Origin of the sequence: Exiguobacterium sp. UBA1053 (genome assembly GCF_002316465.1) — a bacterium.
In the GTDB taxonomy this organism is placed as follows: Bacteria; Bacillota; Bacilli; order Exiguobacteriales; family Exiguobacteriaceae; genus Exiguobacterium_A; species Exiguobacterium_A abrahamii.
The window spans coordinates 165,267-191,564 of sequence record NZ_DCDO01000005.1; the positions used below are offsets into that span (position 1 = coordinate 165,267).

The 26,298-nt window shown below is 46.8% G+C and carries 23 protein-coding genes and 1 riboswitch; of the genes, 6 read left to right on the top strand and 17 right to left on the bottom strand.

Features of this window, described 5'->3' with window-relative positions; translation table 11 throughout:
• Window positions 1–184: 184 nt before the first annotated feature.
• A complete protein-coding gene (locus B3G15_RS04975; RefSeq protein WP_023467139.1) occupies window positions 185–382 on the bottom strand; it encodes a CsbD family protein in 198 nt (65 codons plus the stop codon).
• A gap of 154 nt (window positions 383–536) precedes the next feature.
• Window positions 537–1,739, bottom strand: a complete 1,203-nt coding sequence (locus tag B3G15_RS04980) for an ornithine--oxo-acid transaminase (protein WP_290716532.1) — start codon at window positions 1,737–1,739, stop codon at window positions 537–539.
• Between the two features lie 186 nt (window positions 1,740–1,925).
• Between B3G15_RS04980 and B3G15_RS04985 the strand changes: the two genes are divergently transcribed.
• Window positions 1,926–3,953, top strand: coding sequence for a putative bifunctional diguanylate cyclase/phosphodiesterase (locus B3G15_RS04985; RefSeq protein ID WP_290716533.1), 2,028 nt, complete (start codon window positions 1,926–1,928; stop codon window positions 3,951–3,953).
• Between the two features lie 57 nt (window positions 3,954–4,010).
• Here the strand turns inward: B3G15_RS04985 and B3G15_RS04990 are convergent, their stop codons facing one another.
• Window positions 4,011–5,408, bottom strand: coding sequence for a basic amino acid/polyamine antiporter (locus B3G15_RS04990; RefSeq protein WP_290716699.1), 1,398 nt, complete (start codon window positions 5,406–5,408; stop codon window positions 4,011–4,013).
• A 110-nt stretch (window positions 5,409–5,518) separates the two neighbouring features.
• On the opposite strand from B3G15_RS04990, the gene B3G15_RS04995 reads away from it, so the two are divergent.
• Complete coding sequence (locus B3G15_RS04995) at window positions 5,519–6,202, top strand: MgtC/SapB family protein (RefSeq protein WP_050678073.1); 684 nt, start codon at window positions 5,519–5,521, stop codon at window positions 6,200–6,202.
• Between the two features lie 109 nt (window positions 6,203–6,311).
• Window positions 6,312–7,946: a peptide ABC transporter substrate-binding protein gene (locus tag B3G15_RS05000; protein WP_290716538.1), complete on the top strand. Its 1,635-nt coding sequence runs from the start codon at window positions 6,312–6,314 to the stop codon at window positions 7,944–7,946.
• Between the two features lie 116 nt (window positions 7,947–8,062).
• Here the strand turns inward: B3G15_RS05000 and B3G15_RS05005 are convergent, their stop codons facing one another.
• Both B3G15_RS05005 and ade read right to left on the bottom strand, forming a co-directional pair.
• Entirely contained in the window at window positions 8,063–8,320 is a 258-nt protein-coding gene (locus B3G15_RS05005) for a hypothetical protein (RefSeq protein ID WP_023467133.1), read from the bottom strand.
• Window positions 8,321–8,582: 262 nt separating this feature from the next.
• Window positions 8,583–10,316 carry an adenine deaminase gene (gene ade / locus B3G15_RS05010; RefSeq protein WP_290716543.1) on the bottom strand — a complete coding sequence of 578 codons (1,734 nt, stop codon included), beginning with the start codon at window positions 10,314–10,316 and terminating at the stop codon, window positions 8,583–8,585.
• Between the two features lie 124 nt (window positions 10,317–10,440).
• On the opposite strand from ade, the gene B3G15_RS05015 reads away from it, so the two are divergent.
• Together B3G15_RS05015 and B3G15_RS05020 are read left to right on the top strand one after the other, a co-directional pair.
• Window positions 10,441–10,980, top strand: a complete 540-nt coding sequence (locus B3G15_RS05015; RefSeq protein ID WP_050678069.1) for a gamma carbonic anhydrase family protein — start codon at window positions 10,441–10,443, stop codon at window positions 10,978–10,980.
• A 111-nt stretch (window positions 10,981–11,091) separates the two neighbouring features.
• On the top strand, window positions 11,092–11,277 hold the full coding sequence (locus tag B3G15_RS05020; protein WP_050678068.1) for a hypothetical protein: 186 nt from the start codon (window positions 11,092–11,094) through the stop codon (window positions 11,275–11,277).
• A gap of 145 nt (window positions 11,278–11,422) precedes the next feature.
• Here the strand turns inward: B3G15_RS05020 and B3G15_RS05025 are convergent, their stop codons facing one another.
• Together B3G15_RS05025 and B3G15_RS05030 are read right to left on the bottom strand one after the other, a co-directional pair.
• Window positions 11,423–13,006: a glycine betaine ABC transporter substrate-binding protein gene (locus B3G15_RS05025; RefSeq protein ID WP_029340779.1), complete on the bottom strand. Its 1,584-nt coding sequence runs from the start codon at window positions 13,004–13,006 to the stop codon at window positions 11,423–11,425.
• Complete coding sequence (locus B3G15_RS05030) at window positions 13,003–14,130, bottom strand: ABC transporter ATP-binding protein (RefSeq protein WP_029340778.1); 1,128 nt, start codon at window positions 14,128–14,130, stop codon at window positions 13,003–13,005. The genes B3G15_RS05025 and B3G15_RS05030 overlap by 4 nt, the downstream gene beginning before the upstream one ends.
• A 192-nt stretch (window positions 14,131–14,322) precedes the next feature.
• Between B3G15_RS05030 and B3G15_RS05035 the strand changes: the two genes are divergently transcribed.
• Window positions 14,323–15,318: a LysM peptidoglycan-binding domain-containing protein gene (locus B3G15_RS05035; protein WP_290716554.1), complete on the top strand. Its 996-nt coding sequence runs from the start codon at window positions 14,323–14,325 to the stop codon at window positions 15,316–15,318.
• 125 nt (window positions 15,319–15,443) lie between these two features.
• On the opposite strand, the gene lysA is transcribed toward B3G15_RS05035, so the two are convergent.
• The 10 genes from lysA to B3G15_RS05085 all read right to left on the bottom strand — a co-directional run bounded on the left by lysA (window position 15,444) and on the right by B3G15_RS05085 (window position 26,261).
• Window positions 15,444–16,760 (bottom strand): diaminopimelate decarboxylase, encoded by a 1,317-nt coding sequence (lysA, locus tag B3G15_RS05040; protein ID WP_290716557.1) that lies wholly within the window; start codon window positions 16,758–16,760, stop codon window positions 15,444–15,446.
• A gap of 13 nt (window positions 16,761–16,773) precedes the next feature.
• Complete coding sequence (gene alr, locus B3G15_RS05045; RefSeq protein WP_050678066.1) at window positions 16,774–17,832, bottom strand: alanine racemase; 1,059 nt, start codon at window positions 17,830–17,832, stop codon at window positions 16,774–16,776.
• Window positions 17,829–18,761, bottom strand: coding sequence for a branched-chain amino acid transaminase (locus B3G15_RS05050; RefSeq protein ID WP_023467124.1), 933 nt, complete (start codon window positions 18,759–18,761; stop codon window positions 17,829–17,831). The genes alr and B3G15_RS05050 overlap by 4 nt, the downstream gene beginning before the upstream one ends.
• Window positions 18,762–18,786: 25 nt before the next feature.
• The gene (gene dapD / locus B3G15_RS05055) at window positions 18,787–19,494 is read right to left on the bottom strand and encodes a 2,3,4,5-tetrahydropyridine-2,6-dicarboxylate N-acetyltransferase (RefSeq protein ID WP_029340774.1); all 708 of its coding nucleotides are present in this window, start codon (window positions 19,492–19,494) and stop codon (window positions 18,787–18,789) included.
• Window positions 19,481–20,227 (bottom strand): 4-hydroxy-tetrahydrodipicolinate reductase, encoded by a 747-nt coding sequence (dapB, locus tag B3G15_RS05060; RefSeq protein ID WP_023467121.1) that lies wholly within the window; start codon window positions 20,225–20,227, stop codon window positions 19,481–19,483. The genes dapD and dapB overlap by 14 nt, the downstream gene beginning before the upstream one ends.
• Entirely contained in the window at window positions 20,224–21,105 is an 882-nt protein-coding gene (gene dapA, locus B3G15_RS05065; RefSeq protein WP_023467119.1) for a 4-hydroxy-tetrahydrodipicolinate synthase, read from the bottom strand. The genes dapB and dapA overlap by 4 nt, the downstream gene beginning before the upstream one ends.
• Before the next feature lie 17 nt (window positions 21,106–21,122).
• Window positions 21,123–22,115 carry an aspartate-semialdehyde dehydrogenase gene (locus tag B3G15_RS05070; protein WP_064300864.1) on the bottom strand — a complete coding sequence of 331 codons (993 nt, stop codon included), beginning with the start codon at window positions 22,113–22,115 and terminating at the stop codon, window positions 21,123–21,125.
• A gap of 13 nt (window positions 22,116–22,128) precedes the next feature.
• Window positions 22,129–23,328 (bottom strand): aspartate kinase, encoded by a 1,200-nt coding sequence (locus B3G15_RS05075; RefSeq protein WP_290716580.1) that lies wholly within the window; start codon window positions 23,326–23,328, stop codon window positions 22,129–22,131.
• Between the two features lie 112 nt (window positions 23,329–23,440).
• Window positions 23,441–23,618, bottom strand: a riboswitch (Lysine riboswitch).
• A gap of 70 nt (window positions 23,619–23,688) precedes the next feature.
• Window positions 23,689–25,059: an argininosuccinate lyase gene (argH, locus tag B3G15_RS05080; protein ID WP_290716583.1), complete on the bottom strand. Its 1,371-nt coding sequence runs from the start codon at window positions 25,057–25,059 to the stop codon at window positions 23,689–23,691.
• On the bottom strand, window positions 25,056–26,261 hold the full coding sequence (locus B3G15_RS05085; RefSeq protein ID WP_290716586.1) for an argininosuccinate synthase: 1,206 nt from the start codon (window positions 26,259–26,261) through the stop codon (window positions 25,056–25,058). The genes argH and B3G15_RS05085 overlap by 4 nt, the downstream gene beginning before the upstream one ends.
• Between the last annotated feature and the right edge of the window lie 37 nt (window positions 26,262–26,298).

Here is a 26,298-nt window from a genome sequence, read left to right on the forward strand (position 1 = left end):
AATGACAGAACAATGTAAACGCTTTTACGTTTTTAATTATTCCATATAAATATCTAAATGACTAGACCTTTATACAAATTATTCATTATCTTTTTTTATTGATATAAAAATTCATTATAGCAGACACTAAAAACCGGACTAGAGTCATTCTCCAGTCCGGTTTTTCTATTTAATTTCAACGGTCTTAGCGGCGATTTGTATCTTCAAAATTTTGTTGGACGTTACCGACTGTTTTCTTCGCCTCGCCTTTTACTTGATCTTTTTTACCTTCGCGTTCTGTTGATTTATCGCCTGTTGCTTTCCCGAGCGCTTCTTTCGCTTTACCTGCTACTTTATCGACAAGACCATCTACTTTTTTATTGAGACCACTGTTGTTTGACATAACCATTACCCCCATTTAAAAGTTTTTTTTGCGATAGTTGTCTGTTCCCTTGTCTCTGATTTTCAAACGTTTCCTGTATCAAAACCAACACTTACCTAAACAAAAACAACAGTGAACGTCCTGTTCACTGTTGTTTAATCTAAAGCTATTCTTTTTATTGGGCGACGGAAACGCCTAATACTTGTTCAATCCGTTCGAACGCCCAATCCAACTCTTCTTTTGTAATGACGAGCGGTGGTGCAAAGCGAATGACTGTCTCGTGCGTTTCTTTACAGAGTAAGCCTTTTTCTTTCAACGCTTCGCAATATGGTCGCGCTGCTTCTGTGAGTTCAATACCAATGAACAATCCACGACCACGTACTTCTTTAATCATCGGGTTGTTGATTTGTTTTAATTTTTCCATGAAATACGTACCGAGTTCGAGTGAACGTTCCGGTAACTTTTCGTCTTCTAATACTTCAAGTGAAGCAATCGAGACGGCACAAGCGAGCGGATTGCCACCAAACGTCGAGCCGTGTGAACCTGGATTGAAGACGGAAAGGACATCTTTATTCGCAGCAACACATGAGATTGGGAATACACCACCACCCAGTGCTTTACCAAGAATGTACATGTCTGGTGTTACCTCGTCCCAATCAGAAGCAAACCATTTACCGGAACGACCGAGTCCAGATTGAATCTCATCCGATACGAGCAAAACATTCTGCGCACGACAGACTTCTTGCGCGTCCTTCAAGAAACCATCATAAGGAATTAAAATGCCCGCTTCGCCTTGAATCGGTTCCAAGATGAATGCCGCTGTATTTTCAGTGATTGCCTGCTTTAATGCCTCAAGATCGCCATATGGAATCGTCTTGATTCCAGGAAGAAGCGGTCCAAATCCCCGTTGGTATTCTGCTTCCGTCGACATCGAGACTGCTGTCATCGTCCGACCATGGAAGTTTCCTTCACAAACGATGATTTCAGCATCACCTGGAATTTGCTTGACTTCATATGCCCAGCGTCGTGCTGCTTTTACTGCTGTCTCGACAGCTTCCGCACCTGTATTCATTGGCAATACCATGTCTTTACCCGTCAATTGTGCTACTTTTTCATAGAAAAAGCCCAGTTGATCATTGTGGAAAGCACGTGACGTCAATGTAATCTTGTCTGCCTGACGTTTTAGAGCGTCGATGATCTTTGGATGACGATGTCCCTGGTTAACGGCTGAATAGGCACTTAGCATATCCATATAGCGACGTCCTTCAGGATCCGTAACGAAGACACCCTCAGCCTCTGAGATGACGATCGGGAGTGGATGGTAGTTATGTGCTCCGAACTGTTCTGTCTGTTGAATGATTTTCTCTGTTTGATTCATCGAGATTCCCCCTTATAGCTCTTTAGAAAACGCTTTCAAAATCATTATAGCAGATTTTCTTGTATAATCTTCATCTAAAAAATGTATAACCTAGAGGATTACGATGCGTAAGAATTGAATATATTGGGAAAAGACAAGACAAGTGAACCGTCATCTCTTTTCATTATAAAGGAGCGTGCGCACGTAATGGACCGTTCGACCATTGATTCCTATGAAGTCGTCATTCAAGAATTCCCTTTACCCGCTTTCATATTGAATACTGACTTGACCATCCGCTCTTGGAATGAGCTAGCCGCACAGCAATGGGGCTGGACACAACAGGAAATCGTTGGCCAGATCGTCCCACTTCTCGAACGGGAAGACATAGCATTCAGCCAACAGATTTGGCATGCCTTCTTGGAGCGCCGTCAATCTGTCCAATTACCGAATGCCTCCTTGTTGCATAAGACGGGCACTTCTGTAACGTCAACACTTCTTTTATCTCCTTTACTTGATGATACAGGAACCGTTATTGCCGCCTTTGTTTGCTGTTTACCTTCAGCTGAGCAACAAACGAACATGAAACCACTCTTCCAAGGGTTGATGGATTTACGTCATGCATTCGATCAGATTGCTTCTGTCGCCGTCTTCGATGCACGAGGAACGATCACGTACGTGAATGATCAACTCATCGATGTGACAGGATATTGCTCTGAGATGCTTCTCAACCAGCCTTGGTCACTCATTTTAGATAAATCCAGTTCCGTCGTTTCGGAGATTCGTGCACAACTTCGTGAACGAAAAGCCTGGTCTGGTCGCCTTAGCCTCACTTCGCAAACTGGCGAACGAAAACATCTACAAGCGACGCTCATTCCAATCTATGATGCGAACGGTGTTCGCTTCCAACATTTGTTCATCGGGAACGACATCACGGAAACAACAGCACTTGAAGAAAAACTTGATTTTTTAGTGCACCATCACGAGATGACACACCTATTGAATAAACGTGGATTTTTACGCGAAGGTGAAGCCTTATTCCGCTCTGCTGCGTCGCATGATCCGATTGCACTCATTTTGTTCGATATCGACCGTTTTAAAGTTATCAACGATTCGTTTGGAACACATGTCGGTGATCAACTACTTCAAGCAATGGCAACACGCCTTTTACAACACACGACAGGCATACTCGCTTTTCATCCGACGAGTGATCTATTCGGTGTCTTACTACCTGCGCCTTCGAGCAATCTCCTCTTCCAATATGCTCGGAAATTACAACAAGCACTGCAACGGCCTTATTATATCAATGGTCACTCATTGATTGTTTCTTGTACATTCGGAATCACTGTCTATCCATCCGAAGCCAAAACACTTGAAGATTTATATCGCCGGTCGGAAACAGCTCTGTATGCGGGAAAATCGATTGGTACTGGAACGATTCAGTATTTAACGCACGAGATGGATACACAATTCACACGGAAAATCCAACTCGAGCGCTCCCTTTTCACAGCACTCGAAGATCAATCCCTCTATCTTGCTTATCAACCAATCATTGAACTTCAGACACAAGCCGTTAAAGGCTTCGAAGCTTTATTACGCTGGAATCACACGGCGCTCGGGAGTATTCCACCAGATGAGTTCATCCCACTCGCTGAGGAAGCTTCACTAATCACACCAATTAATAACTGGGTCATCATTGAAGCTTGTGAACAGCTCGCGAAGTGGCAACAGACAATTGACCCTAAACTGACGATGGCAATCAATATCTCACCGCATCAGTTCCAAAGCGACTCCTTCATTCGTACATTACAACACATCGTAACAGAACGATTAGTATCGCCATCTTCGATTACTTTGGAGATGACGGAAAACATCGCGATTCTCCAGACGCAACGAACAGTCGAACGCATGCACCTCATCAAGTCGCTCGGCTTCCGTTTATCGATCGATGATTTCGGTACCGGTTATTCTTCTTTGCAGTATCTCAGTGCTTTTCCAATCGACGAATTAAAAATTGATAAAGTATTCATTGATGGTCTGGCGACAAATGACCACGCCTTGCTCGATTCCATCATTCAACTTGGTCACAATCTAGAGTTGAATCTTGTCGCTGAAGGTGTTGAGACAGAACACGCGTTAAATTATCTAAAAACGACATCGTGTCAGCACATGCAAGGATTCATCTTCTCTGAACCTCTATCCGTACAGGATGTCGAAAAAAGATTCTTAACACCTTAGTCAAAAAAGAAGTCACGGTGGATGAAAACCACCGTGACTTCTTTTTCATAGCGTTTCTTACAATTGAATTTCCCCGACGACCATTCCGTAAACGGCTACTCCTGCTAATACAACAAGGACCATGCTGGCAATCCACTCATAACGTGACATGCCCGTCCGTTGCTGTTCTCGCTCTGCTAACGCATACGCGAGAATCCCTGGAGCATAGACTAATGCCGCAATGACGATGTACCAGATGCCCGACGCATAAACGAGCCAAATTGAATACGCAGATGCGATGATGGAGAAAAGCAACATTTTCTGATTGCGCTCTTCTCGCGATGTCCGAATGCTATACAACGCTGATAATAAATATGGTAATAACGCACAAATCCCAGCGATACTCGATAGGACAAGATAGGTTTGTGCTGAGAAGAGCGCGATTCCTGCAACGACTTGTGTCGCGATTTGTGTAATCAACAGCGCGCCGACTGGAGCACCTTTCCTATTCGTTTTTGCGAATGCTTTCGGAAATGCACCGTCTTTCGCAACGAGATACGAAATTTCTGATGCGAGAATCGTCCATCCGAGAAGTGCGCCAGATAGTGAGATAATCAAACCGATCATGATGATCGTCGCACCGACCGGTCCAATCGCCGCCTCTAGTACATACGCCATCGTTGGTTCTTTTAATCCAGCTAGTTTTTCTTGACTAAGCACTCCGAGTGATAGGACGGAAATCAAAATGTAGATGACTAATACTCCAACAAGTCCCGTCACTGTCGCTTTCCCGACATCACTTCGATTTTTAGCACGACTTGATAAAACGACCGCTCCTTCAATTCCAACGAACGCCCAAAGTGTGACGAGCATCGTTCCTTTTACTTGATCGAAGATCGAACCGAGTTCTGTTCCCTCTCCCCAAATATCCAAATTAAACGTTTTGATATTAAAGGCTATTCCTACTAGAAGAATGAAAATTAAGATCGGGACGAGCTTTGCGATCGTTGTAATCAAATTGACGAGTGTCGCTTCCTTGATACCGCTCGAAACGAGCCAGAACAATCCCCAAATGACGACTACACTCATAAAGAGAAGGAATATTCGATTTTCTGCTGCGAAAATCGGGAAGAAATAACTAATCGCATTAAACACGAGCGTGATATTCGCAACCGTTCCAATCCACGCCGATACCCAGTATCCCCAAGCACTGTTAAAACCGACGAAACGTCCGAACCCTTCACGCGCATAGGCATAGATACCGCCTTCGAGCTCTGGTTTACTATTTGCGAGATGCTGGAATACTAACGCGAGCATGATCATCCCAATCCCCGTGATACTCCATCCGATGAGGATAGGTCCTGCACTTGCACTTTGGGCCATTGCACCAGGAAGGTTAAAAGCTCCTCCACCGACCATGGAACCGATGACCATTGCAGCGAGAGCAAAGAACCCGATTTTTTGTTGATTCATGATGAGACACTTCCTTTTTCGTATATCTATTACATCTTACGTATATTCATTCGAAAGACACAAAAGTCATTATAACAAATCACCTTTTAAAGTAAAGAAAGGATTTGAGACGAATGAACTGGATCCATGTATTTCAGCTTGAAGACCTTCTAAAACTCCTATTAGCCGCTACACTTGGAATTTTCATCGGATTCGAGCGTGAAATCAAAAATAAACCGGTTGGGATACGCACTAGCCTCGTAATTACCCTGATCAGTTGTCTGTTAACCATCGTTTCCATCAAATCGGTCTTACTCTACCATGACATGGCGACGAATGTTCAGATGGATCCGATGCGTCTCGTCGCCCAAATCATTACTGGAATTGGTTTTATCGGCGCTGGTGTCATCTTACGTCGACCGCATGATATCGTCAGCGGGCTGACGACTGCCGCGATTATCTGGAGTGCGAGCGGAATTGGGATCGCTATCGGTGCAGGTTTCATCTGGGAATCGATTTTTCTAGTCCTCTTTCTCTTTTTCTTATTGGAAGGCTTAACTCGGATAATGAGTCGTATCAACAATAGTCGGTTCGAAGCAAATGTCCTCGTCGCGCATCTGTTACTTCCTTCTGGACTTGATCCAACAGACATCGTTCTTGCTCTTGAGCGTAAAGGTGTACGTATTACGAATATGCGTTTACGTGGTGATCCCGTTCGATTGACGTTACGAATGTATTCCCCGCATGCGTTAACCTTATTCCTACTTTATGACTATTTGAAATCGCTTGGAATTGAGGAGATAGACCTTGATCAGTAAGAATTATCTGAAAATTTATGTTGCATTTTTAATCACTTTCACTTAAATTAACAATATGTTCACATTTTTCTGAAATATTTAACACTAACTCTCGGGGGGTCATCGTTCCATGAATAAACCATCGAAAATCGCTTTTGCTGGACTTTCCAGTATCGCGCTTCTTGCTGTCGCTGCATGCGGGCAAGGAAATGACGAAAACACAAGCGGATCAGATTCGAAAAACAAAAAAAAGGAAGTCACACTCGTTTCGACGACGGATGTACCTCAGCTAGATCCGACGAAAACGACGGACTCGACTTCCATCATCGTCACGAACAACGTCTTCGAAGGGCTGTATCGTCTTGATGGTGATAACAAACCAACACCTGGAATCGCAGAAAGCGTTGAAGTGTCGAACGATAAAAAAACATACACGTTCAAACTGCGTAAAGATGCGAAGTGGTCAGATGGATCGGCCGTCACAGCAGATGATTTCATCTATGCTTGGAAACGTGCACTCAATCCAGAGACAGCAGCAGAATACGCGTACATTCTACAAGATTTAAAAAATGCCAACAAAATCATGGCTGGAGACGCTGAACTTGATGAACTGGGCGTCAAGAAAGTCGACGATCAGACACTTGAAGTCCAACTTGAAGCTCCAGCACCTTACTTCCTTGGTTTGACGAGTTTCCCGACGTACTTACCATTAAAACAATCATTCGTCGAAGATAAAGGCGATAAGTTCGCGACAAGTGTTGATACAATGGTCTTCAACGGACCTTTCGTCCTCGATAAATGGCAAGCGAATGCTGGTTGGACATACAAGAAAAATCCAGATTACTGGGATAAAGCGAATGTTAAGATGGACAAAATCGATGTCAAGGTCGTCAAAGAAATCTCAACTGGTGTCAACCTTTTCGAAGCGAAAGAAGTCGATTTTGCACCAATTACGTCTGAATTCGTTTCGCAGTACGAAAAATCAGATGATTACAAGACGCGTCCAGATGCTCGGATCAACTTCCTTCGCTTTAACCAAAAGAATAAAGCGTTGAAAAACAAAAACATTCGAAAAGCGCTCGCGCTTGGTTTTGAAAAACAAGGGATTACAGATGTCATCCTAAATGATGGATCAAAACCTGCAAACTTCATCGTCGCGAAAGACTTCACGTTTACACCAGATGGGGAAGACTTCCGCGCGAAGTATCCGGATCTACAAAGCTACGATGCTGACGCTGCGAAAAAAGCTTGGGATGCTGGCTTGAAAGAACTCGGTGTGAAGACAGTCGAACTCAGCATGCTCTCACGAGATGAAGATGCCTTCAAAAAGGTTTCTGAGTACTTAAAAGGAGATCTTGAGAAGCACCTGCCTGGTTTGACGATCAAAATCAAACAACAACCGTTCAAGAACTTCCTCGAACTCGAATCGAAGGGAGATTACGATATCTCTGCGGCTGGTTGGGGACCTGACTACCAGGATCCAATGACGTTCCTCGATATGTGGTTAACGGATGGAAGCTTCAACCGAATGGAATACTCGAACAAAAAATTCGATGATCTCATCAAGGGAGCAAAACAACAAGCAGATGAAGCGAAACGTTGGTCGGACATGCAAGAAGCTGAAAAAATGCTGTTGACAGAAGACTATGCCATCGCACCAATCTACCAAAAAGGGGAAGCTTACTTACAACGTACAAACATTGATAAATTATACCGTCACCCATTCGGTGCCGATATGAGCTTTAAATGGATGGAAGTAAAATAACCCTTTAAAACATTGATGAACAAGTAGCGGACCTCGTTCCCTACTTGTTTTTTTATTTCCAGACGTGATTCTCAGAAAACAACAAAGACCCCTTCTGACGGAGCCATCGGGGGTCTTTACTGTGCAATTTGTTTATAAAAAGCAATCTCTTCATCCTGTCCTTCCTCAACTGCTCGGAAGAATTCAGCGAAGTAAGCATAAAGAACGGTGCGTTCCTCATACGTCGGTCGAGCTTGACGAATGACGGAGAATGCAAGATTTCGCAATTGACGTTTCGTTCGTCGATGTGTTGGTAACGCATGGAACTGACGCGTGAATGAACGATAGACATCGGCAATCAAAGCTTCATGCCCTTCAAAATAAGTCTTATCCATAATAATGATCTCCTTTCTAATCTTGTTGTCCTACTATTTTCTACGATCCTTCTAGATAAAAGTTTCATAGAAAGTGAGGTTTCTCACAAATGATATAGAACCTACTATAACAAGCTTTCCAAAATGATTCAATATCCAAACTATTAAGTTTCATTAAGGATTTCTAACCGTTTTGTAAAGTGGCTTTTTTTGATTTTAACGTAACTTGATTGACAGAAAAACGGTCTGAGTCCCGGAATGAGACTCAGACTCGCGACGGACATCAGTCTGCTTGTACTGAAATATGCTGAAAGTGTTTTACGTCGAATAATCCACTGTCGGTCAGCTTTAACTCCGGAATGACCGGTAAGCAAAGGAATGACATCGTCAAATATGGATTAAAGGAACGATCCGCCTCTAACACATCGAGTGCATCATTCAATGCTTCGAGTGTATCTCCAACTTCTTGGAAGGGACGATTCGTCATCAGTCCAGCGATTTCAAGCGGTAACTCAGCAAGTACCTCTTGCCCATTGACGGCAATGACTCCCCCACCCGCTTGGACGAGACGTTCCGCAGCCAGTTGCATTTCCTCATCCGACGCACCAACGATGACGAGGTTGTGCGAATCATGGGCAACAGTCGCCGCAATCGCTCCGCGTTTCATCTTGAAACCTTTGACGATACCGACTGCCGAGAAGGATGTGCCGTGATGCCGTTCAATGACAGCGATCTTCAAAAGATCCTGCTCCGGTACAGGCACGAAATGTCCGTCTTGAAGTGGAACATCGAGAACCAGATGTTCCGTGACGATGCTTTTTGGAATGACTCCGATCACATGCGCCCGTGATGATTCAAGTGGCAGCGCAAATACTTCCGGCGTAATCGGTTTTGTATTCAATGCACCTCGTAACGATTCTGGAACATGCGCGCGCCGTACTGTTCGGGTCGTTTTTCCTGCTCGTGCGACACACTCACCTTTAATATAAACCTCGTCAATCACGACGTTATCGGCATCGGATAACAGGACGAAGTCCGCCCGGCGTCCCGGCACGATAGCTCCACGATCGTCCAGACGATAGGCATTCGTCGCATGCAACGATGCCATCGCATATGCTGTCTCGCGTTTAATCCCATGACGAATCGCATAGCGGATATTATAGTCGATCGTACCTTCGCGTAATGTATCGTCCAAATGTTTATCATCCGTACAGAAGAGGAAACGGCTCGCATTGCTTTCCGTCACAGCATCGAGTACTTCTTTTAAGTTTCGAGCTGCCGAACCTTCCCGTACTTCGACATACAGACCACGACGTGCTCGGGCGATCGCATCTTCCTTACTGACGGATTCATGATCCGTTCGAATTCCGGCGACACCATAAATGTTAATTTCGCGTGGTCCGAGTCCCGCCGCATGACCATCGACCAGTTTTCCTGCGTCTTCGATCTGTTTAATTTTTTTGAGCATATCGTGATCGGCTCGTTCGACCGCTGGATAATCCATGACTTCTCCCAAACCATGGACACCAGGATGATCGACGAACGGTGCAAGTGCCGCCGCATCAAGAGATGCTCCCGCGTGTTCAAACGAAGTGGCCGGTACGCAGCTCGGTAGCATCATGCGGATATCAAGGGCGAGACCTTCAGCATCGTCTAGCATGAAGGATAATCCTTCTGCTCCTTTTACATTCGCGATCTCATGCGGATCGGCGATGATCGTCGTGACACCTAATGGTAGAATCGCTTGCTCATACTCACTCGGTGGCACCATCGATGATTCAATATGGACGTGGGCATCGACGAAACTTGGTGCGATGAAAAGTCCTTCTCCCGGACGATTCTCGATTCCCTCATACCCCTCTCCGACAGCAGCAATATAGCCTGAATCAATCACTACATCTGCTGTATATGTCTCACGTGTCATGACATCAATGACTGAAATATTCTGATAGACGACGGCTGCTTTCTCTTTTTTTGCAGCGATCGCGATCAATCGTTCACGCACTGTTTGTTCCATCCTGTCTCCTCCTGTTGTAAGCGTATTTTTACCATCTTACAATTAGTTTGGAAGCTGTTGCAATTTATTTTTTGTAACGTCAAGATGAAAGAGTGTTGATTTAATGTCTGAGGGGGAAAAACGCATGAAATATCGTGTCGGTTCACTTGTTCCAAACATCGATCCATCCGTTTATTTAGCGGACGGATCAAAGGTCATCGGAGAGGTCACGATCGGAAAAGACTCATCTGTCTGGTTCAATACGGTCATACGCGGAGATGAAGGTCCGATTCACATCGGGGAACGCGTCAACATCCAAGATGGTTCGATGATTCATCAGTATGAAGGATATCCGACCATCATTGAAGATGAAGTGACGATTGGTCATATGGCGATGATTCACGGCGGAATCATTCGAAAAGGAGCGTTAATCGGAATGTCGGCGACGATCCTCGATGAAGCCGAAATTGGAGAAGGGGCATTCGTTGCTGCGGGGAGTCTTGTTCCGCCAAAAATGAAGGTACCTGCCGGCGCGATGGTCATGGGTGTTCCTGCAAAAATCGTCCGGGATATCAGTGACCATGATCGATTCATCATGGAACGAACAGTCCGAAAATACGTGAAACGAGGTCAGCAGTATGCTGACAGTTGTGAAGCTATTACAGAGGATATGACAAGTTTGTGATAACGTTTACAAAGTTCACAGGTTCTTAATACCTCCCCTCTTCCATCTTTACAATTCTTTCGTACACTAGAGGTGTAAGAGATGAATCAAGACACAGAGAGGGGATTTTACATGATTCCAGTATACGAAGAACGCATCATGTCTGATTTGTTTTCATCTACGAATAACCCAAGTTACGGTTTGCCGACGTTACCCGAATCAGAAACAGATTGGTTGACAGTCGAGATTCAAGCACGTATCGTTAAAGATGCCGAGCACCGCCTTGGAACATTAAACCGAGAGGAAGAACGTGTATGATTCAGCAACGCACTGTTCGCGCTTGGCTCGCTAGTCGCATCAAAAAATAATTTAATCACTTGATTACGTATTTTCCAAAACGATATAGCGCGTCAGCGCGCATACCAAAAGAGCCGAAGCGGATTCCCGCCTCGGCTCTACCTGTTTATTTTGAAATTAATCCTTCTTCGATTAAGAAATCACGCGCGACTTTTTCAGGGCGCTGTTTCTCGACATCTGCTTTGTAATTCAATTCTTGCATCTTCTCATCCGTAATTTTATCTTTTAACGTGTTGAGGACTTTTTTCAGCTCCGGATGTTCTTCAAGTGTTTCTTGACGAACAAGCGGTACCGCATAGTATGGTGGGAAGAACTTTTTATCGTCTTCTAGCACTGTCAAATCGAATTTTTGTAACAAACCATCTGTTGAGAAGCTATCGATGACGTTCGTTCGACCATTCGTCAATGCTGTATAACGGAGTCCTCCATCGACTGGTTGTACATCTTGGAACTTCATATCTGGATACTTTTTCTTCAAACCAAGGTAACCATCTTCACGGTTCGCAAATTCGATTGTTGATCCGAGAATCAAACGATCACTGACTTTTGACATATCTGATACCGTCTTCAAGTCATATTTTTCGATATCTTCTTTCGTCATGGCAAGGGCATACGTATTGTTGAAACCGATTGGGTCAAGGACGTCGACCTGACTTTTTTCCGGAATCATCTTCCCGACTTTTGCATAGACTGTTTCCGGATCCGTTTCGACGTCTTGCTTGAGAACGTCGATCAACAAAGTACCTGTGTACTCGACATACGCGTCGATTTCCCCTTTTTCAAGCGCCCCGTAAGCGACTTTTGTTCCGCCGAGGTTCAATTGACGTTCGACTTCTAAATCCGTTTTATCTTCGATTAAATCCGCTAACATATTTCCGAGAATCAATTGTTCCGTAAAGTTCTTCGATCCGATGACGATCTTATCTTCCTTGAGGAAAGAGTAAGCGACCGTTCCACCGATTAATAAGAAGACAATACTTGCAATCGCGATCTTACGTCCAGCTGGCATCGCCTTACGACGCTTCCGTGCCTTATTCTTGATCCGCCCATCTGCAAGTGGAATCCCATTTGGCGCCACGGAATATTCAATCCGACTGACGACGAAGTCGATGACGAGTGCTAAAATACCGGCTGGAATTGCTCCGGCAAGAATCTGGTTATTATCAACTGTTTGAATACCTGAGAAGACGAGGTAACCAAGACCACCGGCACCGATGAATGCTGAGATCGTCATTAAACCAACAGCTGTAACGGCTGAAATTCGAATCCCTGCCATCATGATCGGCAAGGCAAGTGGAATCTGAACCTTACTGAGAATTTGCCGATCCGTTAAACCAATTCCTTTAGCTGCTTCGAGCGTGTCCCCGGGAATGCTCGACAGACCCGTGTACGTATTTTTAACGATTGGCAAGAGTGAATAAAGCACGACCATGATGATCGCTGGTGTCGATCCGATACCAATGAACGGAATCAAGAAACCAAGTAAGGCAAGACTCGGAACGGCTTGCACGACACTCGTCAGCGCAAGGACAGGTTTCGCGAACTTTTGGTAACGGGTGATCAGAATTCCGATCGGAATCCCGAGAACGACCGCGATGACGACGGCAAAGACCGTCAGCTGTAAGTGCTCTAGCAATAAATCACCGATCTGATCGGTATTATTTTTTACATAATCAAAGAATCCGTTCATTGGACTTCCTCCTCATGAATGAATTGCTCACTCAAGACGGAAAGTAAGCTACTACGTGTAATCAACCCTCTGAGTTTTCCTGTTGCATCCGTTACTGGTAGATAACCAGTCTCTTCCTGATTCATGACTTCAAGAACATCGAGTAATGAATCGTGTTCATTGACGGCGATGATTTCGCCCTCCATCACTTCTTCGATCCGTTGGCTCTTATCCGGAATCGTCTGGATGTTCTTCAACTTAATCAGCCCTTGTAAGACGCGGTCACGATCGGTGATCAACAGGCTGTCGACTTTGCGTCCACGCATGATTTCAATTCCCTGTAACAACGTCCGTTTGCCACTGATTGAAACTGGGTCCTCGATCATGATATCTTCTGCCTTGATGAATTCTGGACTACTCCAGATTTTATTTTTTCCGATGAACGATTCGACATATTCATCTTTTGGATGACGCAAGATTTCTTCTGGAGTATCGAACTGGACGATTTCCCCATCACGCATGATACATATCCGATCCGCTAACTTGATCGCTTCATCCATATCATGGGTGACGAAAACGATCGTCTTTTTCACTTCTTCCTGCAAGTTAAAAAGTTCTTCCTGTAGATCGTTACGGGTAACGGGATCGAGTGCACTGAACGGCTCATCCATCAAAATGACATCAGGATCATTCATTAAAGCTCGTGCGAAACCAACACGCTGTTGCTGCCCACCACTGAGTTCGCTTGGATAACGATCGATGAATTGCTTTGGATCAAGCCCGACCATCGTCAACAGTTGTTCTGTCCGTTGATCCATCTCATCGTGGTTCTTCCCCTCAAGCCCAGCAATCAATTGAATGTTTTCCCGGACCGTCATGTGAGGGAACAAGCCGGTTTGCTGAATGACATATCCCATATGACGTCTTAATTCGATCGTGTCCGTCTTCATGATGTCCTTCCCGTTGACCAAAATCGTGCCTGAAGAAGGTTCGATCAGTCGATTGATCATCTTAAGTGACGTCGTTTTCCCACAGCCACTTGGTCCGATGAAAACAACGAGTTCACCCTTTTGAATCTCGAGCGATAAGCCTTTCAAGACGACATTGTCCTTAAACTGCTTACCGACGTTTTTGAATTCGATCATTCCTTCTCACTCCTTTTTACTATTTCCATATATTATAGTTTCCCAAAAAGATTACGGTTTAAACAAATTTTCTGTAGTTTAGTTTTATTTCTTTGCAAAACGGGAATTTCTTAGTTCTTTTTTTAAAATAAAGGGAATACCTTAATAAAGAGTACTTGTAAAGCATGTTTTTGATGAAGGAGGTACTAGACGATGAACATCAAGAAACCCACCATCATGATGATCGGATTGCTTCTCCTAACCCCACTTTCAATTCCCTCACAGGTCGATGCAGCGAGTTCTACGTTTGTCACAAAAGGAACGACGACCAAAAAAGTCGTCGCATTGACATTTGATGACGGTTCAGATGGAACGAACATTGCCAAAATATTAAGTGTCTTAAAAAGTAATCAAGTGAAAGCTACTTTCTTTTTAACAGGCAGTGGTGCAAACAACCATCCTCAATCGATTAAAAACATCACAACCGCCTCTCCAACACATCAAATCGGCAATCACTCGTATTCACATCCGGATTTCACGACTTTATCAGCAAGCCAAATGACAAGTGAATTATCCCGGACGGAGTCGCTCATCCGATCCTTGACCGGAAAAACGACGAAACCGATTTTTCGGGCGCCGTTCGGTGCGAGTAACAGTAAGATATTGAGTGTCGTCGGAGCGGCTGGTTATACGAAAACGATTCAATGGAATATCGATTCGACGGATTGGAAAGGCATCTCTTCAACAGCCATCTTGGATCGTGTGTTACCAAAAGTCGTTCCTGGATCAATCATCCTCATGCACACTGGGGCTGGTGCGAAAGGAACACCAACCGCTTTGCCAACGATGATTTCAAAACTAAAAGCAAAAGGCTATTCGTTCGTCACGATTTCAGAACTGTTGCGTTCTACGGTCCCAACCGGTACGACGTATACTGTCAAAGCAGGCGATACACTCTATTCGATTGCCCGTAAATACAATGTCTCGGTCTCTGCCCTCGCGAGTGCGAACAACATCACGAATTGGAGTCTACTCAATGTCGGTCAAGTCTTAAAAATCCCGACAACGACGTATACGGTTAAAGCGGGTGATACACTTTACTCGATTGCGACACGTTACGGCGTCACCGTCACAGCATTGATGCAGGCAAACAACATTACGAATCCGAACCTCTTGCTCGTTGGACAAGTCTTAAAAATTCCAAAATGAATATGCTAATCGCAACACAAAAAAACGATCCCTCTCTATTCAAGAGAAGAATCGCTTTAGATCGTATGCATGAAACCGGCGCGATAGCGTCGGTTTTTTTGTCCTCTAGTTTGACCCCGCACCTCTTACGACTCTGAACGGACCCCATTGATCCCAAGATCATACTGAATCAAATCCGCATACGTTTGTCGACGGACGACTTCACGGGATTCCCCGTCCCGAACGAAAATGAGTGCCGGACGTAAGAACTGGTTATAGTTGCTTGCCATCGAAAAGTTATACGCTCCTGTCCCAAAGACAGCAAGTGTATCGCCACCGTTCGGTGTAACCAACTGTGCTTTTTCAGCGACGAGATCCCCTGATTCACAAGCTGCTCCAACGACCGTCACTTCGGTCGTTTCGCCACTCATCCGGTTAGCGATGACCGTTTCATACACCGCACCGTAAAGTGCTGGGCGAATGTTATCTGTCATTCCGCCATCGACCGAAAGATATGTCCGGACGCCTTCGATCTCTTTGATGGCCCCGACTGTATAAAGTGTCGTCCCTGCATTCGCAACGACCCAGCGTCCTGGTTCGATACCGATTCGCGGACGTTCGATGCCAAGTCGTGCCGTTTCCGTCTCAATGACATCCATGACGCGTGCGATCGTCGCTTCAAAGTCAAGTGGCTGGTCGTCCTGCGTATAGGCAATTCCGAACCCACCTCCAACGTTGACTTCGCTGACTGTGAAATCATGTTGTACACGAATTGTTTCGACGAAGCCCATCATCGTCCGAGCCGTCTGTTCGAACAGCGACGGATCTTGGATTTGCGAACCGACATGACAATGGATGCCAAGTAACGATAGATGTTCTGATGCTAAAATCGCTTCGATTGCGTCCAAGTAATCTGACGCATGTGTCGAGAAACCGAATTTCGTATCGACACCACCTGTCTGAATTTTCGCATGCGCTCCACCGATGACTTGTGGCACGATCCGAATCAAGACATGAACCGTTCGACCAGCTTGTGCCGCAATCGCTTCCAGTTGTGCAATCTCTGCAAAGTGATCGATGACGATTCGTCCGACACCTTCTTCGACAGCATACTGAAGATCAGCCGTTGATTTATTCGAACCATGGAAATAAATTCGCTCTGCTGGAACGCCCGATTGACGGGCGATGAAGAGTTCCCCGCCCGTGACGACGTCAATTCCAAGACCATGACGCACGACTTGTTCATACACCGCACTGACAGTCAATGCTTTAGAAGCGAAGGAAGCATACGTGTTCGGATACTTATCAAGGAAGTGTTCCCGGACGGTCGCCAGTCGATCCGTCAGCTCCCGCTCTGCCATCACATACAACGGTGTTCCGTACTGTGCTGCAAGATCGGTCGCTGCGACACCATCGATGTGCAACGTATTGTTTTCTTCTGTCAGGTATTGACTTCCATACATAATAAGTTCCTCCTTATAGATACTGATGCGTCAAACGCCAAGACCGGGCACACATCTGCTCTGAATTGTTCGCTGCTCCTGTCCGAGTAATATCGTCAATTTCAACGCCATCCCCGTATAGCACGACCTCGTCTCCGACCTCAACCGTCCCATCGACAGCGACGAACGTATGACTCATGAATAATTTATTGATGACCGGATAAGGTTTTTCTTTAATATGAACAGGCAGAGCGGCACGCCCACGGACGACACCGTCTCCATAGCCGACTGGTAAGATGGCAATCCGCATCGGTTCTGTACTCGTAAAGTTCGTCCCGTACCCAACGTGTTCACCCGGTCCGATTTCGCGAATTTCAACGACCTCCGTCGTCATCCGTAGCGAAGGAACGAGCCAGTCCATCTTTTCAATCGGTGAATAGCCGAATAAGAAGATTCCAGGGCGGACATAATTACAAAATGCGAGACGCGGATCGTGTTTGACGATCGTCGCACTGTTTTCCGAGTGCATATACGTAAACGTATGGCGCTTTCGTAACACATCGGCAATGGCGACGAAACGTTCGACTTGTCCATCGTGATCCGCATCCGGCTCATCGGCAAGCGGAAAGTGTGTATATAAACCTGTTAAAGCGAGCGAATCTGCTTGCGCAAGCGCAAGAACAGCTTCCGCCTCTTGAAGCGAACTGACACCAAAACGATTCATCCCGACGTTGATCTTCAAATGTAACTCGATTCCCTGCAGCTGTTTACTGTTTAGGGCGAGCCATTCTAGCGATGAGACACCGAGTGCAATTCCGAAACGTCGTGCTGTTTCAAAATCCTCCGTCGGATTCATCACCAGTACATAACTGTCTGGAAAATTCGTTTTGATTTCAATGGCTTCATACAACTCGGCGACAGCAAAGTGATGCACATCAGACGCCATCAGCGTTTCGACCATCTCGAGCATGCCTAAGTTGTACGCATTGTTCTTGACCACGGCAAAAATACGTTTACGTGACCGAGCGAAGACCGATGCGACGTTCTGTCGCACCGCCTTCCGATCGATCGTGACGAGTGTACGCGTCGTCATTCTGCGACAGCTGGTGTCACATACGTCAACCAATCCGCATATTGCGGCAATTGACCTGTGACGGCTTGACGGTAAAGATCGAGCAACTCATCTGCGACGTTCCGTGTTCCGCCGTTGATGGAGATATGATCGATTTCACCGACACTCGTGATTTCAGCAGCTGTTCCTGTTAAGAAGATCTCATCTGCGACATATAACTCATCGCGTCCGATGTGACGTTCGACGACAGGATAGCCTTGATCTTGTGCCAAACGGATGATGACTTGGCGTGTGATACCGTCGAGTACTGAACAATCAAGTGACGGTGTATGAATCGTTCCGTTTTTAAGAAGGAAAAGATTCGCAACACTCGCTTCACTAACGTTTCCGTTCATGTCGAGCGCGATGGCTTCATCAAATCCATCACGGATCGCTTCACCTTTTAAGAGTTGTGAGTTCATATAGTTCGCAGCCGCTTTCGCTTGCATCGGCATCATCGTTGATGAGACGCGGCGGTATGATGCGACTTTGGCACGGATGCCAGCACCTTTATCGAAGTATTCCCCAAGCTCCCAGCAAGAGATGCCGACATGAACCGTCGTATCTTTCGCCATCAATGCTTGCCATGGCGTACCGAGGAACACGAATGGACGGATATAACACGATTCAAATCCGTTTTTCGCAACTAAATCAATCGTTGCTTGAACAAGTTCGTCGACAGTATACGGAATCGTGACATGGTAGTACGCACAACTGCGGAAGAGACGCTCGATATGTTCCTTCAATTGGAAAATCGCCGGTCCGTCCGGTGTCGCGTATGCACGAATTCCTTCAAAGAATCCACTACCGTAGTGAATCGCATGTGACATGACGCTCGTGTTCGCATCTTTCGGATCATGAAAGACTCCATCTAACCAAATTGCTTCTCCATACTGTGTATCCACTGCCATGTGTTTTCCTCCTCTTCGACGTCAATCAGAGTGAACGTAAATCATCCACCAATTGCGTCTTCTCTTCTGTTTTCGCATCTTTCTGTTTGATGACACGTGCAGGTGTTCCAGCAACGACGCTTCCAGCAGGTACGTCTTCTGTGACGACACTACCAGCAGCGACGACGGCATCTTTGCCGACTTTGACGCCTTCAAGAATGACTGCATTTGCACCAATCAAGACACCGTCTTCAATGATGACAGGTGTTTTTGAAGGTGGTTCGAGGACACCCGCAACCACGGCACCTGCGCCGACATGAACGTTTTTCCCGATCGTCCCACGTGCACCGACGACAGCGTTCATATCAATCATTGTACCATCTCCGATTGATGCACCGATATTGATGATTGCACCCATCATGACGACTGCGTTGTCACCGATGACGACATGATCACGAATCCATGAACCTGGTTCGATGCGCGCATTCAAGTGACGTGTATCAAGCATTGGTACCGCACTGTTGCGACGGTCATACTCCACGTGAACATCCGTGATGCGATCTGAATACTTTTCTAAGAAAGTAGCCGCAAGTCCTGCATCCGCGAAGAAAATCTTTGATTCATCTGATCCGAATGCTGTAGCGCCTTCGATCGTCAAGCCCGCCAAATCGCCGTTGACGTAAAGTTTTACCGGTGTTTGTTTTTTAGCATCTTTAATGAATTTAGCAATTTCGTAAGCATCAGTGAGTAACATGTGAATCCTCCTGTGTGTAGAGCGTCTCTAATGTATAGAGTCCCGCTGTTTTTTGAATGAGTGCCTCAGCTGCTTTGATCGCACCAGAAGCAAATACTTTTTTTGATAGCGCTGTATGTTTGATTTCAATCAATTCGTCGACACCTGCGAATAAGACTTCGTGTTCTCCGAAGATCGTTCCACCGCGCATCGCGTGCATCCCGATCTCGTTCGTCTCTCGCTTTTGCCGCGTCTGTGACCGGTCATATACCGGTGTGACGTCACGTGCCGTCTGAATCGTTTGCAATAACAACTCCGCTGTTCCGCTTGGCGCATCGACTTTTTGGTTGTGATGTTTCTCGAGCAATTCGATGTCATACGCTCCTGCTAGTGGTACGAGTGTCTTCAGCAGTTGCTGCACCATCGCGATACCGTACGACATGTTGTACGACTGGAAGATCGGAATTTCTTTTGCGGCGTCCTTAATCGATGCCAGTTCCGCCTCAGAAAAACCAGTCGTTGCGATAACGAGTGGTGTTTTTGTCGCCAGCCCGTATGCGAGCAGATCAGGTAGCAAACTCGGATGCGAGAAGTCGATGATCGCATCGACCGTTTCTGACATCTCTGTTAGCTCGGCATATGAAGCGATCGTATCGGATGACTTCGTCCGGTCAACGATCGCCACGACACTTTGTGGTGCGAGTTCGACGACGTATTGTCCTGTCGCCCCATAACCGTGTAACGCGAGTTTCATCGAACCACTCCTTTGTAAGCCCGCATCGTTTCGAGTAAGTGGGCATGTCCCGCTTCCGATTGACGGACGAGCGGCAAGCGCGGCGCACCGACAGCAAAGCCAAGTTCTTCAAGCGATGCTTTGACTGGAATCGGATTAACGTCACTGAACAAGGCACCGATGACCGGTAACAAGTCTGCCTGAATCCGGCGAGCCGTGACGAGATCTTGTGCGAGTAACGCCTCAGCAAGTGCTTGTGTCTCTGCTGGGTACGGGTTCGAAAGAACTGAGATGACGCCTTGTGCCCCCCATGCCATGTACGGCAGGATTTGATCATCATTTCCACAGAAGACCGCGAAATCTTCCGGAATCGCCGCCATCAGTTCACCCATGAAGCTGACGTCTCCACTCGCCTCCTTAAACGCTTGGATTCGTGGATGACGTGCTAACGTCACTGCTGTTTCGACTGCGATCGCAACGCCTGTCCGCGACGGAACGTTGTACAGCATGATTGGTAATTCGGTTGCATCAGCGACCGCCGTGAAATGTGCGACGAGACCCGCTTGCGATGTTTTATTGTAGTACGGTGTGACGAGCATCGCTGCGTCCGCACCGAGGCGCTCTGCGAGTAACGTCTTCTCGATTGTTGCTGCCGTGTTGTTCGAACCCGTTCCGGCAATGACGGGTACTCGTCCTGCCGTGATTTGAACGGCAGTCGTCAGTAGTTGTTCGAATTCCGTGTTCGTCAGTGTCGATCCTTCTCCTGTCGTTCCTCCGACGACAAGCGCCTGAATTCCTGCTGCGAGTTGTTGCTCGATCAAGCGTTCGAATACGTGTAGATCCAACTCGCCTGCTTCATTAAATGGTGTGACGAGCGCTGTACCTGCTCCTTTGAACATGAAGAACTCCTCCTTTTTTATGAATGAATCGACTGTTCGATTGCTTGGCGTGCGACTTGTACGGCATTCGAGGCGGCACCTTTTCGAATGTTGTCGGCTACACACCAGAGATGGAACGTGTTCGCGAGACTATCATCTTGTCGAATCCGACCGACGTAGACGTCGTCCGTACCACTTGCATCGAGTGGCATCGGATAACGCGTATTCGCGACATCATCGATGAGGACGACGCCCGGTGCGCCTTCAAGTGCTTCACGGATCGCTGCAACCGTCGTCGGCTGCGTAAACGTGACGTTGATCGCAACCGAGTGAGAATTCGTGACTGGAACACGCACACATGTCGCACTGACTGGTAGTGCTGGAAGATTGAAAATTTTCCGTGTTTCGTCAATCATCTTCTGCTCTTCTTTCGTATAGCCGTTCTCAAGGAACACATCGATATGTGGCAAGATGTTATCGTGAATCGGATGCGGATAATTGACGGGCTCTTCTCCGCGTGCTCCACGTGCCAGATCCTCGATTCCTTTTTGACCAGAACCGGATACGGCCTGATACGTCGTATAGTTGACACGCTCGAATCCCAGTGACTGGAGCGGTGCTAAGGCGACGACGGATTGAATCGTCGAACAGTTCGGATTTGCGATCAAGCGGTCCGTCGCTTGAATCGCTTGTGGATTGACTTCTGGCACGACAAGCGGAATCGTCTCCTGCATCCGGAAAGCACTTGAATTATCAACGACGAGTGTTCCGTTTTCAGCTAGTAACGGGGCATATTGTTCACTGATCGTTCCGCCCGCCGCGAACAACGCGACATCGATCCCGTCTTCCGTGATATTTGGTGTCAGCGCTTGGATCGTGATGGCTTCTCCCTTGAACTGTACCGTGTTCCCTGCTGAACGAGCAGAAGCGTAAGCGGACAGGCGGCTGACCGGGAAGTCCAGTTCGGCTAGTACTTGTAACATTTTTTGACCGACGGCGCCGGTTGCTCCAATGACTGCTACATGATACATCCTGTTTTCCTCCTTATAACTCGAACGCGTTTGCAATCGCTGCAACCGTCCGTTCAATATCTGCTTGTGCAATCGTGTATGAGATGCTGATTTCTGAAGTCGTAACTTGATAGAACGGAATGTTCTCTGCTCGGAAGATTGCGAACAATTTCGAAGCGACACCTGTTGCATCCCGCATCCCGATTCCGACGACAGATAATTTCGCGTGTTGATTATGGCGATCGACCTTGACTGTCGTGAAGCGATCCATGATGTCTTTCAATGCTTCATCGAGGAACTCTTCTTCGTCGAGTGGACAAGAGAACGATAAGAAGATGTCACTGTCGAACGTCGTTTGACTGATCATGTCGATATTGACGTGACGGTTCGATAAGAGTTCGAAGATATCGGCTACTGCTGCGTTCGTTTGCGGTACGTGTTTAATTGATACCGTCAAGACGTTCTTCGTGACACTGACACTCGTGACCGCTTTTTGTTCCATTGTTTCCGTCGCTTCCATGATCCATGTTCCCCTTTTTGATTCAAGTGTTTTCCCGACGAAGATGTGTACGCCGTATTTTTTTCCTAATTCGACACTCCGCATTTCCATAACCTTCGACCCGAGAGCGCTCATCTCCATCATCTCATCATATGAGATGTGCGGAATCGGTTGAGCAGTGGCATGGATTCGTGGATCAGCCGTATACACACCGTCGACATCAGTGTAGATTTCACACCGTTTATCAAGGACTGCCGCAAGAGCAACAGCCGTCGTATCCGATCCGCCTCGTCCGAGTGTCGTCACGTCACCAAGTTCGTTGACACCTTGGAATCCGGCGACGATGACAACATCGTACGTTTCGAGTTTTTGTCGTAATAGATCTCCATCGATCTGTTTGATTTTACTTTTCGTATGCACGCCCATCGTGCTGATCCCTGCTTGCGCGCCCGTTTGCGATAACGCTTTGACGCCAAGTGAGTTGAGAGCGATGCTGAGTAATGAAATCGTCTGTTCTTCTCCGATGGCAAGCAACCGATCGAGTTCTCGCCGCTCAGGGCGATCCGTGATGGCTTGTGCCTGAGCGATCAAAGAATCTGTCATCTTGCCCATCGCCGAAACGACGACGACGAGTTTTTCACCTTCGGCTGCGCGACTCTTCAAATAATTCGCAATAGACTGAATCTGTTCGACAGTCGCAACCGAGCTTCCACCAAATTTAAGTACAGTTGTCACAATCCTATCTCCTTTGTCCCGATACAGAAAAAAACGACGGGCCGGTAGGAGCGTTCCTACGGCCCGTCGTTATCACGATCGGACAAACGAAGACAAAGTCATTCGTTCTTTTACGTAAGATAGCGCTCCGAAACATCGGTTTCGGCAGTACAACGGATCTTAACCGTTGTACCAGCAAATAAGAAGAAGCATCTTCTCGTTCACTTCGGCGGACTTCCCCTTTCACATCATTCAGCATGCTTGCCTTCAAGAATGATGCTACTCATGTCATCCGCGCCTCTATCTGTCGGTTGTTAGTTACAGTTATAGCAGACATCTTTTGTTAAATCCAGTCATTTGACTGATTTTTTTCAAAATTCGTCAATTCGCAAGATGCTGTTTCGCGAGTTCGAGTTGCTCCGAAACGGAAGCAAACCCTGTACCGCCGTAGCTTGTCCGGCGTGCCACTGCTTGAACCGGATCGAGGAGCGGATAGACGTCTTCTGTGATATCAGGATGGAACGTTTGATACGTCTCGAGATTCAAGTCCTTCAGGAAACAACCGTTCTGCACACAGTAAAGGACGGCTTTCCCTACGATTTCATGCGCTTCCCGGAATGGTATGCCTTTCGTTACAAGGTAGTCGGCGAGTTCCGTTGCATTCGAGAAGTCTTGCATTGTCGCCTTCTTGAGCGCTTCGGTCTTAAACGTCGCGGATTCAATCATTCCGGTGAAGATTTGAACGGATTGGAGAACGGTATCTGCTGTATCGAAGACCCCTTCCTTATCCTCTTGCATGTCTTTGTTGTAAGCGAGTGGTAATGCCTTCATCGTCGTCAAGAAGCCCATCAGGTTGCCGTAGACGCGACCTGTTTTTCCACGAATCAATTCAGCAAAATCAGGGTTTTTCTTTTGTGGCATCATGCTTGAGCCTGTCGAGAAGGCGTCAGACAACTCGATGAAGCCGAATTCTTGCGACGCCCAGATGATGATTTCTTCACAAAAACGTGAGAGATGCATCATGACGGTCGAGGCGATTCCGAGATATTCAATGACAAAGTCGCGGTCGGAGACAGCATCGAGACTGTTCGGATAGACCGACTCAAAACCGAGCAACTCGGCAGAACGGAAACGGTCGATCGGGAACGTGGTCCCCGCGAGCGCGCCTGCCCCGAGTGGTGATTTCCGAATTCGTTTTTGATTGTCCGTCAACCGTTCGACATCACGTTCGAACATCCAGAAATAAGCGAGCAAGTGATGCGCAAGCGAGATTGGTTGTGCCCGTTGCAAATGCGTATACCCCGGCATAACCGTCTCGATATGTTGCTCAGCTTGTTCCGTAATGACCGATTGGAGCTCGCGTAATGCCGTCGTCAACGCTTCGACATGCTGCTCCATCCATAGATGTAAATCGGTTGCGACTTGATCGTTTCGGCTCCGTGCCGTATGCAGTTTTCCTGCAACCGGACCAATCTGTTCCGTCAATAGACGCTCGAGATTCATGTGAATGTCTTCATCTGCTAGCGTATACACATGATCCGCTAACGTCGTTTCCAGTTGCTTCAGTCCTTGCTCGATTTTTGTCCACTCGTCTTGAGCGAGGATCCCTTGTTCAAATAGCATCTGCGCGTGTGCGAGACTGCCTTTTAAATCGACGCTCGCTAATTTTTGATCGAACGTGATCGATGCTCCGAAGGCTTCCGCTTGAGCGGAAGCACTTTCCGTAAAACGTCCACCCCAGAGTTTGGTCATTTCGTTACACCCGCCTGACGATGTACGCTCGCATGAGTCGAAACGGCAAGTCCGTGTAATTTGATGAAGCCTTTTGCTGCTTCATGATCGAACGCGTCTTCTTTCGTATACGTCGCAAGTTTCTCATCGTAGAGTGAGAAAGCGGACTGACGACCTGTCACGGTTGCGTTTCCTTTGAACAGTTTAACGCGAACTTCTCCTGTGACGTCCTGTTGTGTCGCCGTCAGGAATGCTTTCAAGCCTTTCGTCAATGGTGCATGGAAGAGACCGTTATAGATCGTTTCTGCGTATTGTTTGCTGAGTAGTGGTTTGAAATGTGCGACGTCCTTCGTCAATGTAATCGTCTCGAGTGCAGCGTGAGCTTTGAGTAAAACCGTTGCTCCTGGGCACTCATAGACTTCCCGCGATTTGATACCGACGAGACGGTTCTCGACGTGGTCGATCCGTCCGACCCCATGTGCACCAGCGATGATGTTCAGTTCCGTGATCAGTTTCGCAAGTGGATACGTCGTTCCGTTGATCGAGACCGGAACACCTGCTTCAAAGCCAATGATGACTTCTTCTGCCTGATCCGGTGCGTCTTCTGGCGCTACTGTTAACGCGTAAGCGTCTTGCGGTGGCTCTGTCCAAGGGTTTTCTAGGACGCCACACTCGTTACTCCGTCCCCAGAGGTTCATGTCGATTGAGTATGGGCTGTCGAGGTTGATCGGGATCGGCACGTTGTTTTCTTTCGCATAGGCGATCTCTTCTTCCCGTGACCATTTCCATTCCCGAACCGGTGCGATGACTTCGAGTGATGGATCAAGTGCTGCGACCGAAACTTCGAACCGGACTTGGTCGTTCCCTTTTCCGGTACATCCGTGAGCGACCGCCGTTGCACCATGTTGATGCGCGACTTCGACGAGCTTTTCTGCGATCAACGGACGCGAAAGCGCTGAAATCAACGGATAGGCATTTTCGTAATGCGCGCCATATTGAAGTGCTGGCAAGACGAAGTCTTGTGCGAATTCTTCTTTAACATCGAGGACGATCGATTCGATCGCACCGACGAGGAGTGCTTTTTCTTTAATGACGGATAAATCTTTTCCTTCTCCGACATCCATGCATAAGGCAATGACGTCATAGTCCTTGCTCAACCATTTGATGGCTACCGATGTATCAAGTCCCCCAGAGTACGCTAAGATCAATTTTTGTTTCGACATGTATAATTCCCTCCTGGTTTTAAATTCATCTGTCTGT

What these genes read in the sequence shown, in the direction of transcription:
- B3G15_RS04975 (WP_023467139.1), bottom strand. Translation starts at nt 382, where the DNA reads ATGTCAAACAACAGTGGTCTCAATAAAAAAGTAGATGGTCTTGTCGAT.
- B3G15_RS04980 (WP_290716532.1), bottom strand. Translation starts at nt 1,739, where the DNA reads ATGAATCAAACAGAGAAAATCATTCAACAGACAGAACAGTTCGGAGCA.
- B3G15_RS04985 (WP_290716533.1), top strand. Translation starts at nt 1,926, where the DNA reads ATGGACCGTTCGACCATTGATTCCTATGAAGTCGTCATTCAAGAATTC.
- B3G15_RS04995 (WP_050678073.1), top strand. Translation starts at nt 5,519, where the DNA reads ATGAACTGGATCCATGTATTTCAGCTTGAAGACCTTCTAAAACTCCTA.
- B3G15_RS05000 (WP_290716538.1), top strand. Translation starts at nt 6,312, where the DNA reads ATGAATAAACCATCGAAAATCGCTTTTGCTGGACTTTCCAGTATCGCG.
- B3G15_RS05005 (WP_023467133.1), bottom strand. Translation starts at nt 8,320, where the DNA reads ATGGATAAGACTTATTTTGAAGGGCATGAAGCTTTGATTGCCGATGTC.
- ade (WP_290716543.1), bottom strand. Translation starts at nt 10,316, where the DNA reads ATGGAACAAACAGTGCGTGAACGATTGATCGCGATCGCTGCAAAAAAA.
- B3G15_RS05015 (WP_050678069.1), top strand. Translation starts at nt 10,441, where the DNA reads ATGAAATATCGTGTCGGTTCACTTGTTCCAAACATCGATCCATCCGTT.
- B3G15_RS05020 (WP_050678068.1), top strand. Translation starts at nt 11,092, where the DNA reads ATGATTCCAGTATACGAAGAACGCATCATGTCTGATTTGTTTTCATCT.
- B3G15_RS05025 (WP_029340779.1), bottom strand. Translation starts at nt 13,006, where the DNA reads ATGAACGGATTCTTTGATTATGTAAAAAATAATACCGATCAGATCGGT.
- B3G15_RS05030 (WP_029340778.1), bottom strand. Translation starts at nt 14,130, where the DNA reads ATGATCGAATTCAAAAACGTCGGTAAGCAGTTTAAGGACAATGTCGTC.
- B3G15_RS05035 (WP_290716554.1), top strand. Translation starts at nt 14,323, where the DNA reads ATGAACATCAAGAAACCCACCATCATGATGATCGGATTGCTTCTCCTA.
- lysA (WP_290716557.1), bottom strand. Translation starts at nt 16,760, where the DNA reads ATGTATGGAAGTCAATACCTGACAGAAGAAAACAATACGTTGCACATC.
- alr (WP_050678066.1), bottom strand. Translation starts at nt 17,832, where the DNA reads ATGACGACGCGTACACTCGTCACGATCGATCGGAAGGCGGTGCGACAG.
- B3G15_RS05050 (WP_023467124.1), bottom strand. Translation starts at nt 18,761, where the DNA reads ATGGCAGTGGATACACAGTATGGAGAAGCAATTTGGTTAGATGGAGTC.
- dapD (WP_029340774.1), bottom strand. Translation starts at nt 19,494, where the DNA reads ATGTTACTCACTGATGCTTACGAAATTGCTAAATTCATTAAAGATGCT.
- dapB (WP_023467121.1), bottom strand. Translation starts at nt 20,227, where the DNA reads ATGAAACTCGCGTTACACGGTTATGGGGCGACAGGACAATACGTCGTC.
- dapA (WP_023467119.1), bottom strand. Translation starts at nt 21,105, where the DNA reads ATGTTCAAAGGAGCAGGTACAGCGCTCGTCACACCATTTAATGAAGCA.
- B3G15_RS05070 (WP_064300864.1), bottom strand. Translation starts at nt 22,115, where the DNA reads ATGTATCATGTAGCAGTCATTGGAGCAACCGGCGCCGTCGGTCAAAAA.
- argH (WP_290716583.1), bottom strand. Translation starts at nt 25,059, where the DNA reads ATGACCAAACTCTGGGGTGGACGTTTTACGGAAAGTGCTTCCGCTCAA.
- B3G15_RS05085 (WP_290716586.1), bottom strand. Translation starts at nt 26,261, where the DNA reads ATGTCGAAACAAAAATTGATCTTAGCGTACTCTGGGGGACTTGATACA.